The 15,012-nt window shown below is 61.3% G+C and carries 7 protein-coding genes; 2 read left to right on the forward strand and 5 right to left on the reverse strand.

Annotation, left to right across the window (positions count from 1 at the left end):
• Nucleotides 1–54 precede the first annotated feature (54 nt).
• From L0U79_RS06965 to L0U79_RS06975, 3 genes are all read right to left on the reverse strand, one after another.
• Nucleotides 55–2,655 (reverse strand): MMPL family transporter, encoded by a 2,601-nt coding sequence (locus L0U79_RS06965; protein ID WP_233841150.1) that lies wholly within the window; start codon nt 2,653–2,655, stop codon nt 55–57.
• 397 nt (nt 2,656–3,052) lie between these two features.
• Entirely contained in the window at nt 3,053–4,843 is a 1,791-nt protein-coding gene (dxs, locus tag L0U79_RS06970; protein ID WP_233841151.1) for a 1-deoxy-D-xylulose-5-phosphate synthase, read from the reverse strand.
• A 55-nt stretch (nt 4,844–4,898) separates the two neighbouring features.
• On the reverse strand, nt 4,899–5,498 hold the full coding sequence (locus tag L0U79_RS06975) for an HNH endonuclease (protein WP_233841152.1): 600 nt from the start codon (nt 5,496–5,498) through the stop codon (nt 4,899–4,901).
• A 278-nt stretch (nt 5,499–5,776) separates the two neighbouring features.
• Between L0U79_RS06975 and L0U79_RS06980 the strand changes: the two genes are divergently transcribed.
• Entirely contained in the window at nt 5,777–6,547 is a 771-nt protein-coding gene (locus L0U79_RS06980; protein ID WP_233841153.1) for a SapC family protein, read from the forward strand.
• A gap of 361 nt (nt 6,548–6,908) precedes the next feature.
• Entirely contained in the window at nt 6,909–8,315 is a 1,407-nt protein-coding gene (locus L0U79_RS06985; protein ID WP_233841154.1) for a sigma-54 dependent transcriptional regulator, read from the forward strand.
• A 7-nt stretch (nt 8,316–8,322) separates the two neighbouring features.
• Here the strand turns inward: L0U79_RS06985 and L0U79_RS06990 are convergent, their stop codons facing one another.
• On the reverse strand, nt 8,323–13,065 hold the full coding sequence (locus L0U79_RS06990) for a DUF4157 domain-containing protein (RefSeq protein ID WP_233841155.1): 4,743 nt from the start codon (nt 13,063–13,065) through the stop codon (nt 8,323–8,325).
• Between the two features lie 488 nt (nt 13,066–13,553).
• On the reverse strand, nt 13,554–15,011 hold the full coding sequence (locus L0U79_RS06995; RefSeq protein ID WP_233841156.1) for a DUF4157 domain-containing protein: 1,458 nt from the start codon (nt 15,009–15,011) through the stop codon (nt 13,554–13,556).
• Nucleotide 15,012: the final 1 nt, after the last annotated feature.

Genomic DNA, 15,012 nt, shown 5'->3' on the forward strand with positions numbered 1-15,012 from the left:
CAACAATCGGTAACGCATCAGTTTCGCGTGTGATGCAGTGAGCAGAATGCAGCGTTAGTGTCCACTTCCGCTGATTTGCTTGGGCGGTTTGATCGCATACAACAGCGCTGGCAAAAAGATAAACGTGGCAAGTAATACCGCCACCAGACTCACCAACAGCATGCGGCCCATGCTTGCCATGCCCAAATCGTGCGATAGCGCGAGCGAACCGAACGCCGTGCCCGTAGTGAGCGCCGAAAACAGCACAGCGCGCGCCGATGCGGAGCTCACGAAGCGGCGCATGCCTGCGCGCCAGTTCATCACGAAATACACGTTGAACGACACGCCGACACCAAGAAGCAGCGGCAGCGCGATGATGTTCGCGTAATTCACCGCCATGCCGAGCATGCGCGCAAGCAAGGCCGTGAGCAGGGCGGACATCGCCAACGTCAGCAACACGATGCCGGCATCCTTCAAGCGGCGGATCACCAGCATCAACACGACGGCAATGGCGATGATCGCTAGCACAGCCGCCTGCTTGAACGCTTGCATGATGGTGTCGGCCGACGCGATGGTGGTGACGGCGGGACCGCCGGCATCGGGCGCGACGCGCTGCACGGCTTCCACGAACTTGCGCAAACCGGACGTGTCCTGCTCATTTACGGTTGGCGATACCTGGATGCGCACCTGTCCGTTCGGGCTGACCCAATCGCGCTTGATCGAATCGGGTAGCGACTGCAGCGTGACATTTTTCGCGTTCAATGCATCACGCAGGCTGTCCAATTGCTTGGGCAGGAAGCGGCTCACCGATGCGTTCATCATCATCAGGCGATCGTCCGGCGCCTTGGCGAGCTTTTGCAGTGCGGCTTCGATGCCGTGCAGCGGCGAATCGGCAGTCATTTCCGGTTTGGCGTCGTTGATCGCATCCAGCGTGTCGGCGATCGCCGAGCGCAGTGCTTGCGGCGTCACCGGCGGCGCCGAAGGATCCACATCCAGCGACGGCAACATCAACACCTGCGCCTGATTGAGCTGATCGAGCGACGCTTGCTGATTGACCGGCACGAAGGTGGCCGCGGAAATCACGCTGGACACTTCCGGCAGCTTCGACAATTTGTCCGACAACGTGCGCGCGGTGTCCAGGTTGGGCACCATGATGTTGATGTTGAAAGGGTTAGTGATCGGATTGTCGGCCAGGCTGCGCAGCGTGCGCATTGGTTCGGAATTCGGGTCCTGCGTGTTGAGCGGATTGGCGTCGAACGGCATGCGCGCGCCGGCGATCAAACCTGTGATGCCGAGTAGCGCGAACACGATCAGCACCGGCTTGAAGTGATGATGCAGGAACGAGTCGAGCTTGGGACCGAACGGCAGCGAGAGTTCTTTGCTCTGGCGCGTAGGCTTCATCAGGCTCAGCAACGCCGGTAACAGCGTGAGCGTACACACGAGCGCGATGCCCATGCCGACGCCCGCGATGGTGCCCAATTCCGCCACGCCGACGAAACTGGTGGGCGAGAACGCAAGAAAGCCGCACGCCGTTGCGGCGGCGGCCACGGCGATCTGATTGCCCGATACGCGCGCGCCTTCGGCGAGCGCGATATTGATGTCACCGTGCAGCATGCGCTGTTCGCGCAAGCGCACCGCGAACTGGATGCCGAAGTCCACCGCCAAACCGACGAACAACACGGCGAACGCCACCGAAATAACGTTCAAGGTGCCGACGGCGAGCGCGGCGAAACCGGTGGTCAACGCAAAGCCGACCAGCAGCGTGAGGAGGATCGGAATGATGCGGCGGAACGAATGCATCGCCAGGTACAACCACAGCGCCAGCAAAAACAAGCTGACGATTGTGCTGGCGACAATGCCCTTAGTCAGCGCGCCGAACTGCACGTCGGCCAGCGCGACGGAACCGGTGTAATCCACATGGACGCGACCGGCTTTCACATCCGGCAATGTGCTCGCAATGCTTTCCAGCGTCTGCGTGGCGGCAAGGCCGGGTTGCAGCGATCCGTCTTCGAGCACCGGATGCGTGAGCACAAAGCGCACGTTCTGCGGTTGTTGCGTGATATCCGAGCCGAGCAGGCTTTGCCACGACAGCGGCGTGGGATGGCCGTCCGCCGCGTTGTCGAGCACTTGGCGCAGTTGATCCAGCGCAGGCTTGTACGGCGACAGATCGGCATGTTGGATGCGCACGCCCGCCGCCATCAGCGACACGCCGTTCAACAAACCGCGCGCCGACGGATCGGCTGCCAACGGGCCGAGCAGCGGCTGCGCATTCATCAGCGAGCCGAGCATCTTGCCCAGATCGTCCGGGTCGAGCAGCAGCAAGCCTTCTTCGCGGAAGAACGGATCGGCGTCGGGCCTGCTCACGTCGATAAAGTGCTTCTTGTCCGCTTGCAGAGCCTTGGCGAGTTGCTCGGCCGTTTCGTCGGATTCCTCCGGGGTCGCGCCGCGAACCACGACGGCTAGCACGTTGTTGAATTGCGGAAACTCGCGATCGAACGCAGCCGCGTGCTGACGCCACGGCAGCGTGCTGGCGAAGAGGTTGTCGGTGTTGGTATCCACACTCAACCGGTGCGCGGCGATCCAGATGCCGACCCCCGCCAAAGCGAAGAAGAACAGCGCAACCAGAAGGGCGTAGCGACGGCAGAATTGGGCTAGTCGGACGATGAACTCAGTCACGGGCCAAACGGCTCCTCAATCCTTGGGAAAACGTTAAGGATATTGCATAACCCGCCATTCTCCCTTAGGCGGCGGTAACTAGGGCCTGTTCGCACTATTTGCGTGGCCCGCGCCGGGGGCTGTTTGCGCGCCAGCCAAGGAAGAGCGAGGGGAGTGTACGTCCGTACACGACTGAGCGATGACGCAGGATGGCGGGCAAACAGACCCGGCCCTTCGGGTTGTCGATGAGTGGCCGCCATGCGGCAGCGCGCGGCTTGGCTTGACAGCCAGTCAAGCCGGCGCCACGCACTACCACCTGACGGCCACTCATCGACAACGCGGGCTACGCAAATAGTGCGAACAGGCCCTAGGGGGGCCAAATTTCGCGTTTCCCGGCAGGAAAACACGACTGGGAGGCTCACGCGCTCGCCTGATTCGGCGAAATCGCCTGCGGAAAGCGCGCCCGGATGGCCTTGCGGATGCCGGGGAGGTCCAACCCGGCCTCGCTCAGCACTTCTTCGCGGCTGCCGTGTTCCAGGTACAGGTCGGGCAGGCCCAGGTGCAGGATGGGCAGGGTGACGCCATGCGCAGCAAGGCATTCGGCCACGCCCGCGCCCGCGCCGCCGGCCACGGCGTTGTCTTCGAGGGTGACGAAGGCCTCGTGATTCTTTGCCAATTCGATGATCAGCGCCTCGTCCAGCGGTTTGACGAAGCGCATATTGACCAGCGTCGCATCGATTTCGGCGGCAATTTCCGTCGCGGGGGCGAGCATTGCTCCGAAGCTGAGAATCGCCAGCCGCCGTCCGCGGCGGCGCACGTCCGCTTTGCCGATGGGTAGCGTTTCCAACGTATCGCGAACGGCCACGCCAGGACCGCCGCCGCGCGGATAGCGAATGGCGGCGGGGCCGCTGTGGCGAAAACCGGTAGTGAGCATGCTGCGGCATTCATCCTCGTCGGAGGGCGCCATGATCACCATGTTCGGTAGACAACGCAGAAAACTCAGATCGAAGCTGCCCGCATGCGTGGCGCCATCAGGGCCGACCACGCCCGCGCGATCGACCGCGAATGTCACGTCGAGATTCTGCAAGGCCACGTCGTGGATGGTTTGATCGTACGCGCGCTGCAGAAACGTAGAGTAGATCGCCACCACCGGCTTCGCGCCTTCGCAGGCCATGCCGGCAGCAAGCGTCACGGCGTGCGGTTCGGCAATGGCCACATCGAAGTAGCGCTCGGGATATTCCTGCGAAAAACGCACCAACCCTGAGCCTTCGCGCATCGCTGGCGTGATGCCAAACAAGCGCTCATCCGCAGCAGCCATGTCGCAAAGCCAATCGCTGAAAACGTCGCTGTACGTCGGTTTGGTCGGGCCGGTTTTCTTCACCACGCCAGCGCTGGGATCGAACGGGCTCACAGCGTGATATTCGATCTGCGCCTGTTCCGCCGGCGCGTAGCCTTTGCCTTTGGTCGTGATCACGTGCAACAGCTGCGGACCCGGCTGTTGTTTCAACGTGCGCAAAATTTCCAGCAGCTTGGGCACGTCATGTCCGTCGATCGGGCCGGTGTAATCGAAGCCCAGTTCTTCGAACATGGTGCTCGGCACCGACACGCTTTCGTCGCGTTTTTCCAGGCGCTTGGCGAGGCCGCCCACGTTTTCGCTGATCGACATGCCGTTGTCGTTGAGCACCACGAGCAAATTCGCGCCCAAGTCGCCGGCATGATCGAGTGCTTCGAACGCCATGCCGGCGGTCATCGCGCCATCGCCGATCACCGCCACGAACTTGCGCGTATCGCCGCGACGCTGCGCGGCGATCGCCATGCCCAGCGCCGCGGAAATCGAGGTTGAAGAGTGGCCGACGCCGAAGGTGTCGTACTCGCTCTCTTCGCGGCGCGGAAACGGCGCCAAACCGCCTTTCTTTTTGATGGTGGTGATGCGGTCGCGGCGTCCGGTAAGGATCTTGTGCGGATAGCACTGATGGCCGACGTCCCAGATCAACCGGTCGTGTGGCGTGTCGAACACATAGTGCAGCGCAACCGTTAGCTCCACCACGCCGAGACCCGCGCCGAAATGGCCGCCGGAGCTGGCGACCGCTTCAATCAGATAGCGGCGCAATTCGTCGGCGACGGCGGGGAGTTCTTCGTCCGGCACACGGCGCAGATCGGCCGGTGTCTGGATCGAAGACAAATGGGGATAACGGGACAGATCGATCATCGGCCTATTGTGCCCTCTCGCCGGAGGGGAGGGGCACAACAGTAGGAATTAGGCCTTAGACCAGGGCTTCGCGGCGATGCCTGGGCAGGTGGCTGACCAGGAATTCCATCTGATCGGCCAGGATGTTGCGGTTCGACAGAATCAGATGTTCCACCCAGCTCGGCCGATACGGGATCGCCAGCAGCGGCATATTGGCTTCTTGCGGGGTGCGGTTGCCTTTACGCAGATTGCAGGCGAGACAGGCGCTGACCACGTTTTCCCATTCGTCGCGACCGCGCTTGGACAGCGGCAGCACGTGGTCGCGGGTCAGCTCGCCGCGCGAGAAGCGCACGCCGCAATACATGCACAGATAGCGATCGCGGTTGAACAAGGCCACGTTCGTCAGCGCAGGCGCGGGGTCGAGGGCGTGATTGCTGCAATGGCCGCGGCTGGCCACGATGGGGTGCAGATCGATATGGCTTTGCGCGCCGAGCAGGCGATTATGGCCCCCGTGCACGGTCAGACAGGGGTCGCCGAGGGTCCAGGCCACGGCGTCGCGGACGTACAGGCAGACGGCATCCTGCCAGCTGATCCAGTCGAGGATTCGGCCAGCGGCGTCCAGCGACAGCACACGAGTCGAGTTGAGGTCGGCCCGATTTGGCACTTCCATAAGCATGCGTTGCGTCCTTCACCGTGAGCGAAAGAGCGTCCCATCAATGCAATGGTGCTCGATTTTTCCGCAGCATAGAACAAATTGATTGCAAAACGCATGCACAAAGGCCCCTGCGTGGCCCCCGCAAAGGCCGATACGGTCCCAAAAACAAGCAATCCTCGTCGATTCGCCCGGCGCGGTCGGCGCTGATATAGTGAGTGTTCATCTGTAGACCCGGCGCCGGGTTTGGGAGGGGGAGCCGAACGTGGCGACCCCGGCACGGCGGGGCAGAGGTAAGTAACGTGGCTGAAGTACTTTTCTACGAGCGTCCTGTTCCGCTCAACCGCACCGTCCACAAGGATCTGCGCATCAAGGGGCTGCAGAACCTGAAATTCGCGCACAGCGTGCACTCCGTGCCGCTCACCTGCACGGAATTTCCGATCGCCGCTCGCGACATTCCGATCCTTTTCGCCGGCCAGGACATCGACAACACCGGTCCGATGGCTCTCTTGGGTCTGCGCCAGAACGAAAACCTGTTTATCGACGCGCAAGGCGCGTGGGCAATGGGCGTCTACATTCCGGCGTTCGTGCGCCGCTATCCGTTCGTGCTGGCCGAAAAGCCGGTCGGTGCGGAAGGCGAAGATTTCACCGTATTCCTCGACGAAGGCTACGAAGGCTTCAACGATAAGGAAGGCGAACGTCTCTTCAAAGAAGACGGCACCGAAACGGACATGTTGAAGAACGCCGTGAACTTCCTCGGCGAATTCCAGCAGCACGTCGCGCGCACCAAGCAGTTCGTGGAAGACCTGCGCAAGCACGATCTTCTGGAGCCGCGCAATATTCGTATGGAACGCAACGGCAACGTCATCAATCTTAACGGCCTGTTCGTGGTCAGCGAGGAGAAGCTGCGCAAGCTCGATGCGGAAACCGCACATCGTTTCCTTCTCGACGGTACGCTGGGTTGGATCTACGCGCACTTGCTGTCGCTGCAGAACATCGACCGCGTCGGCCAGCGTCTGGCCGAGCGCGAGCAAGCCGAAACCGCGGAAGCGGCCAGCGCGACCAAGAACTGATCGTTCGAGGCAGCTGCAAAAACAAAACCCCGCTTCGTTCGAGCGGGGTTTTTTTGCGCCTTTTTCTTCAATAGATGTCGTGTAAGCGATGAATTAGACAGCTTTCGGTAGCAAATCCACGCGAGCGAACGTCATATTTTCGGCGTATATTTCTGCGAACTGCGTTCGCGAAACTGTCTGCACGCAGTATCAAAGTGGATGCCGTTGCATTGTTTCCCGGGGTGATCGTCGGCTGACAACTATAGGATGTGGGGCGGCGTACGCGTGCGCGTCCAGTGCGCACCGCGGTAGCGCCGATATCACGGAAGTGTCTGTGCAGCAGGATCCGTCCAGGCGGTATGCGTGCCACGGGGCCATATCCATGGAAACGCTGACTTGCGGGGTTGTGAAAGTTGGGGAGCACGAGGCATTGGCGCGCCATGCCTACGATGCGTTGCGCGCGCTGTCGCCGCTGGGTATAGATGTAGCGTGGCAACCGCAGCTTGCCGGACCGCTGCTGTGCGATCTCGTGGTGATGCCGGTCGAATCGGACGTGCTTGCGCTGGCGATCGCGACGATTGCGCAATGGCGTACCGCCATGCCGGCCTGCAACATCGTTGTCGTTTGCGCACACCTCGATTCGGAACAGATCGCCGCACTGCTGAGCGCCGGCGCATTCGACTTCATCTCCTCGCCCTATGCGGACGCCGAATTGCGCACGCGCGTGCAACGCGCCGCCGGCTTTTTGCTGGCGCATCCCAATTTGGACGAATCGGCCGTGATCAACATCGCGCGCGCGCATCAGTTGATCGGGTCCAGCGCCAGCTTCATGAAGCAACTGTCGGCATTGCCGATCATCGCCAACTGCGACGCCAGCGTATTGATTCTCGGCGAGACAGGTACTGGCAAGGAAGTGTTCGCGCGTGCCGTGCATTACCTCTCACCGCGCGCCTCGCGCCCGCTGGTGGCCGTCAACTGCGGCGCCATTCCCACCGAATTGATGGAAAGCGAACTGTTCGGCTGCGCGCGCGGCGCCTACACCTCCGCGCATGCGGCGCGCAGCGGCCTGGTGCGCGAAGCCGAAGGCGGTACGCTGTTCCTCGATGAAATCGATTCGCTGCCGCTTGGCGCGCAAACCAAATTGCTGCGCTTTTTGCAGGAAAAAGAATATCGCCCCGTTGGAAGCTGCGCCAATTGTCATGCCGACGTGCGTGTGATCGCAGCCAGCAATCATCAGCTTGCCGCGATGGTGGAGCAGGGCGCGTTTCGCAGCGATCTTTACTTCCGTCTGAACGTATTGAACTTTACGTTGCCTGCATTGCGCGAGCGGCGCGACGACATTCTCGAACTCGCGCGCCACTTCATCGACCATTGCTGTCACGAGCATCGCCGCACGGCCCCAAGCCTCACCGCGCAGGCGCTGCGCAAGCTCGCCAGTTACGACTGGCCCGGCAACGTGCGCGAGCTGCACAACGTGATCGAGCGGGCCGTGTTGTTCTGTCAGAGTTCCTTTATCGGCGCGGGAGACCTGCAGCTGCCATGCGACGTCACTTACGAAGAATGTGTCGAATCGTTTCGCGTCGCCAAGGCACGGACGGTCGAGGCATTCGAAAAGAGCTACATAGAACGTTTGCTTGCGCTGAATGCCGGAAACATCACTCGCGCGGCCATGGATGCCAAGAAAAATCGCCGGGCTTTTTTTGCGCTGATGCGCAAACACGATATTGCGCCGGAACGTTTTCGAGGCAGAGGAGCGGCGATCGGAAACGCCGATTCTCTTTCTTCCTAGGCGGAGATTAAATCGGCGTTTGTCTCAGCGGCGATCGATAGTCGGTGGACGTTACGGTGGTGACGTTGATCAGGCGTTCCATCACAACTTTGTAGAAGGCGCTCTTGAAATTGTGAATAGGGTCGCCGTACGCGAAGCTGGCGTCGGTAATGTGGATTTCGTTCTGGCTGAGCATCACTTCGACGATATCCGGCCGTTTCGACCCGACCTTGCCCAGGAAGAAACCGCACATATCGCCCTTCTTGGTCGAGTTTTTGAATTCCTGCCACCGTTTGACCACGTCGGGGTTGGTGTTGTGTTCGCATGCGTTGTACGCAGCGGTCAACGTAGGATCGCCTTGACGCAGCATTTCGTCGACGAAGTCCTTGACGTTCCACCCGAGCATGTCCTTATGCAGAGAATGCCCCGTCTTGCCCTTCGCGATGGCGGTATCGAGTTTCGCGGCGACGTCGTTGAAATTTTGCGTGGGATCGGTCAGCGCGAAATCGGTCGGCGTGCTGCGACCTAGCCAATCGCTGCGTGCCTGCGCCGTGACGATCGCTTCCAGCCATGCCGATTGATTGGGAAAGCGCTCCTTGATCTGCGCATCCGTGAGCGATGCAAGTTCGATTTTCTTGCCGCGACCCTCGCTTACGGTCTTGAAGCGGCTGCGGATGAACGCGACACCTTCGTCGGTAAGATCGCCGGTGCCCGATTGCATGGCACCGGTCGCCTGCTGGGCCGTCTTGCTCTTGGCGACGCTCTTATCGGTGGCGGCAGGCGCCGAGCCGGTGTCGCCGCTGGTGGTTTTTTCGTGCGGGCCGAACTCGGGCGGCTCGTTGCCGCGAATGGAGCGAATGTAAGACTCGATGTCGCGGATCATCGCGTCGTACACGGGCGAGCCTTCCGGCACGGCGACGGTGCGCTCGCCCCAATACGCCGAATAGTGGCCATCGTTGGCGAAGCGTATCGTGCGGGACGTACCATCGGGTTGGTTGATGCGCACGTAGTAGGGTTCGGCGACGCCCGGTTCGATACCGTATTCCGTACGGCCGCGGCCCACGCCCGGTATGGTGAATTCGATAAATTCCCTTACAGCGACGCCTTCGGCGAAGAAGCGGAACATCAATCCGCGGAAATCCTGCGGTGCAGGCAAGCGGAACGTCAGCGCATTGCCTTCGTTCGGATGGTAGTGAACCAGCGCGTTCCATCCCGCGGCTTCCGGCGCACGCACGCCCGTTTCGCTGCCGATCATGATGCGGTATTCGCCCGTGTCCGGGTTGTGGTAGATCGCCACCTCGCGTCCGGTCGATACGGCAAGAGCTTTGTTGTATGCCGCATACGCGGCGTCCGCGGTCATCAATCCGCGCTGATATTCACCGGACTTGGGCGGACTCTTCACAGCTGCGTCGGGAAGCGGAGGCGGACGCGAGCGATCCACACCTTGCTGCAATAGCTCGAACAGACGTTCGGGCGACGCTTTCGACTTCGCAGACGCGGGTTTTCCCGTTCCCGCAGGCGTTTTGGCGGGAGGCGGCTTGTCGCCGGGTGGACCGCCGCTGCCGGCCATGCTGCGATCGGATGCGCCCGAAGGCGGCGGACTTGCCTTCGCCTTTGCTTCGGCCGCCGCCAATTCTTCAGGTGAAGCGGGATGGAAGCCCGGCTCTTCGTTGGCGGTCAGATGTTCACCGGACTGACCGGCCGCTGCGCTGCGATGGGACTGATATCGCGCATGCATGACCGCACCGCCGACTTGGATGCCTAGTTGCATCATCCCCCCGCCGAGAATTTCCAACATGCGCGCCGCGCGTTCGTGCTCGGGCAACGATTGCAACGCATCGAGCTGCACCATGATGCCCGCACCCATCATCATGACGCCTGCGCCATCCATGCCGACGCCCATCACCGCTAGCACCTTGCCAAGACGCACGGCGCGCAGCGGTGTCGCCGCCTGCGCCAGCCCCAGTACGCCGCCAACGATGTTGACGACGTCCATGACCGCTGCGAAATCCAGGCGCAGCCGGTTTTCGTCGTAGCGCTGATAGAGGCGATACGCCGACGTAACGGCGCCCGCAGCGCCAATGGGCAACAGCAGAAAGAGACTTGCGCCGTCGGTAATGGGCGCGAGGGCGATCGCCGCCAGCGATGCGACCGTTGCCGCATTGTCGGCCGCTTCCGTCAACATGCGGCCGGTGCCCGCTTCGATGCGCTGGAAATAAGTGACGCCGTCGATACTGAAGGCGACGCGTCCACGGCCGTAATCGCTGCTTTCCTCGAGCAATTTCTTCAGGCCGTTGCGAATGGCTTGCACGCGCGGATTTTTGTCGGTAGCCGGCGCGGTTCCCAACGCTTTGCCGCTGTCGGGCGTGGTGAGGTCGGAGATGAAAACCTGATACTCGCCGTCGTGCTCGCCGCGATCGAACATTTCGACCGCAAGTTGCAGACTTTGACCCACATCGGAGACGAAGCTGACGACCGGCGAGAACCGAAAACCGGTTTCGTTCTTGGTCCGGTCCGCTTCCATGTCCTGCAGATTTTTGTTGACGTCTCGCTGACTGCGCAGCGACTCCAACTCGCGTTCTTCAAAGTACTTGCTGCCTGATTCGCCACCTGCTGCGACCAGTTGCCGTTGTAGCTCGGCGAGTCGAGCCGCATCGCGCTGTGTCTCCGGTAGGGCCTGAATATCTGCGATTTGCTTGCGCAGATCGAGACGCTTCTGCAGCGCCGCGATTTGTGCATCGAGTACATCGCCACGTTGATGCAGCGCTTCGGTGGGCGCGAGCAACATCGATTGCAAGTCCTTCATCTCCCGCTTCAGCGCTTCGGCATTTTCCGGCGGGAAAGGTGAAGCGAGCAGGCTCTGAATCTCCGCGATACGCAGGTTTGCCTGGAATTGGGATCGATTGGCCTCGTTGACTTCGGCGATCGCCATTTCGTCCGGGTCGCGCGCGACGACGGGCAAGTAGGCGACACTCGGCTGACGCTTGATTTCCTTATCGTCGTCCACGATGGGAATCGCGCGACAGCGCACGATATACAAGCCGGCGCCTGGAAATACATAGCGCGCGACGTAGGCGGGTTCGGTGAGTTTGTCCAAAATAAAGTGCACGACCGTGCCGACGTAACGAAGCGCGTTACCAATTTCGACCAAGTCTTCCGCGGCCTGGCCCCACGGCTTGTCGCCGAGATCGTGGTGAATGCGTTCGATATCGGCCGCGTTGTAGCGTCTGGCTCTTGCCCATCGCGTGCCGAACACTTTGCTTGCGCTCGGCCGTTCTCCCGCTGCCTGGGTCGCGTCGAAAGCGGGCGCGCCAAGCTTGGAATCCGGCACACGGATGAATTCCCACATATAGCTGTAGGTCACCATCGCATCAGTCCAATGTTGCCATTGCAATTGCATGGTGAAGGCGTGGTCGGTTTCCAGCGCAGCCTCGTAGAGCGGTGGCGACAGAGGCGGCGCGTCGCTCAGCACGGCATCCCACGGTGGCGCATTAGCGCGTGCCGGGTGCTTGAGTATTTGCTCGTCTCCTTCGTGACCGTAGGCGCGTAATACAAAGCGGCCATAGCGACCGAGCAATTGCGTGCGAGCGTCGTGGGCCTTCGAGTCGTCGCCTGCGGCGTTCGCTGCAACGGTTTCTTGCGTATGGAGGTAGCCGAGGAAATTGGCGACGACGTTTACGTTGACCGACTCGGGTGCCGCAGTGATCGGGTGGTCGGCAGAGAGCTGCACGTTGAACATCGCGGCGTACGTGGCCGCGGCGTGTTCGCGATCCCGCTTGACCAACAATTCGTTGGTTGGCTTGTTGGCTTCATTGGCAAGCGCTACGTCGGCACGGATGATATCGACGAGGTTGGCATGATCGATCAGCGCCGACTCGATGCTGTTCAGCGCATTGATGCGCTGCATGTCCCCGGCGCTGCTAGTGTCTTTGCGTGCGTTCTGCCATGTTTCGAGCAGTTCGCCCTGTTGGGACATTTCGCGCTTGAAGATCCATAGCGTGTACCACTTGGGGAAACCTTCTTTCAGTTTCTCCCACGCGTCGACGGCGGCGAGGCCTTTGGCAATTAGATCGGTCTGGGTGCTGGTAAGCGTGGTAGGAAGTTGGAGCGCCTTGAGAACGTTGAGCAGATCCGTCGTCGCGCCAAGATCGATGGCGATTTGCGTAACTTTCTTTCCAGGGGAAGAGGGTGCGTTGATGTTGAGCAGGCCGCTCGCTTCGATCGAGGGCATGTTGAGCTTGTCGGAAACGGTGTTCTCCAGACCGGTCTTGTATTGTTCGCCGACCAGGCGGCGGAGAATGAGCGCTAGCAACTGCAGGCGCGGCGATCCCTCCTTCAGTGTGACGTTGGTGAATTGAAAGCGCAGGCCATCCATGGTGACGCTCATGGATACGCCGCCTTCCAGCGTTGTGCCCTTGGTATCGCTTTGGTCGGAAGGCGTGTCGCGCATCAATATCCAGATGCTCGATGGCCCCGCTTGCAGCGCATGCGCCAATTCATGAGCGAGCAGCAGCATGCCGCCGGGCGTGCCGGGCGCGTAATGCGCGCCATCGATCACAATATGTTGGCCGTATGCAAACGCACGCGTGCCGAGCTCGCGTGTGGCGCGTGCGGCCTGCAGGTCGGTATGCAGCCGGATGCGGCTAAAGTCGGGGGCTTGATAAGTCGTCGGATTTCCGTATGCCGCTGGGTTGTGGTCGTTGCGTGCAAGCCGATCGGCTTCCTGTTCACTGCTATTGCCGGGTCGGCTCACCCAGATCGTTTCGGGCATGTCGGAAATGTCGGCGTCCCTTGCTTGCTTAAATGCGATCCTCTTGCGCGAAAAATGCGCTTCCATGGCTTGTCGTGTGACATGGTCGAGCGGTCGACCTGGGCTTGATAAGGCTTGCCGCACTGCAACCGGCAGAGCGATCGATGTGGCGTCCATGGAGGGTGTCGCCAGATTCCGCAATGGCGAACGTTGTTCTTGCGTTGTCGCATGCAGCGCGTTGCGCTTGACCGGATGCGGGCTGTTGTCGGGGAGACGTGCGGGATGCGGCGGAGTATCGGCATCTCCTGGCGTAAACGTCGGGATGCTTGTCAGCGAAGCGGGCGCAATAGGGTTTGTCGTTGTCGCGCATGCTTCATCGACGGAAGCACCCGGTGCGCGACGAGCGCGCCGGGATGGCAATGCAGCGCTTTTTGCAGCCGATGCGTTGCGTTTTGCCGGGGCGCGTGTTCGTTCGCCCATGGCTCACCCGACCGGAGCGTCCGAGAAAATCATGGTGCATTGCTCCCACCGGTTCCCTTCTCTTGGATTGCCGCTTCGGTGGCCTTCTCGATCGCGTCCAATCCCTTCGGGTCCTTCAGGCCGGCAGCTTCGGCTGCCGCGCGCGCGCTTTTGGCTATGCCCGATTTCACCGCGTCGCGTGCGGCTTGCTTGATTTTGTCGCGCATGTCTTTGGACAAACCGTGCGCAACGCCATCGACCACGGGATCGATGATCTTTTCGCCGATCACATCCAGAGGCGATTTCGGCCCGGTGCCTTTCGGCGCTGGCGGAATCGGTTTCCACATACCGGGCGGCGCGTCGTCGTGGCGGTACGGGCCAGGCGGATATTTGCTGTCGTCGTCCTTCGGATGAATACGCAAATCGATCATCGGCGGCGGAGGCGGTTGCGTAAAAATACTCGGCGTCTCCTGCTTCTTCGGTTCCAGCTTGGGCACGATGTTGGGTACGGGAGAAGCTTTCGGATCGAAGCGCACCTCCACGCGTCGATTTTGCGCGTTGGGTACTTCATCCTTGGTTTTCACCGCTTGCGGAGGGCCTTCGCCCGCGCTGACCGTGCTGACGATGGCGGCAGGCACGCCGAATTTTTCCAGCGCGTCGGCCGCCGCGCTGGCGCGGGCCTGGCCGAGTGCGAGGTTGCGCGCTTCGGTGCCCACCGTATCGGTATGGCCGATGATGGTGATGGTGGAATTCGGATATTGGCGCAGTAGCACGGCAATGGTTTGCGCTGTTTTTCGCAGCTCGGCGAGATGGTTGGGCTTGAGATCGGATTTGCCGGTGTCGAAGTTGTTCAACGTCGTCGAACCAGTCGACGCGGCGAGAAAGGGCGACGCCTTGTCCAACATGCGATCAAGCAGAGGTTCGTGCTTTGGGGCATCCGTGTCGTTCAGCGGCTGGCGCTGAACGGTGGTGGTTGCTTTGGCGCGCGGCGTTGCATGGTCTCCGCGCGTTACGGTGTCCGCTACACGATCCGCGTCGCGTTCGCTTTCATCCGTGGATTTGCTCACCGCCTGCGCGGCCGTGTCGCTTGCTTGCGCCGTGTGCGCCAATTCGTGCGCGAGAAGACGCTCGCCGCTGCGTGTTTCGGGTTGATAGCGTTGCGCGCCGAAGACGATGTCTTTGCCTACCGTATAGGCTTTTGCGCGCATGTCGGCCGCCAAGCGTGCAGCGGCTTCGTCGGTGTGGATGCGCACGTCGCTGAGGTCGGTGTGCATGCGCGTACCGAAATGCGATTGCAGTTCGGGGCTCAACGGGCGACCCGCGCCGCGTTCGTTGGGCGCCAATGAGGGAATATGCGTGGATGATGGCGGCGCGGCTTTGCTGCTTGCTTGCGGTCCCTTCGTGCGCGACGTCGAATTCGGCGCCGAGTTGCGCGCTGTGCTCGATGGTTTGCGCGCGCTTGCTGGGCGCACCACATCACCGACGGGTTTGGCAGGGCGCTTGTCCATG

The sequence above is a fragment of the Dyella sp. 2HG41-7 genome, assembly GCF_021390675.1.
In the GTDB taxonomy this organism is placed as follows: domain Bacteria; phylum Pseudomonadota; class Gammaproteobacteria; order Xanthomonadales; family Rhodanobacteraceae; genus Dyella_B.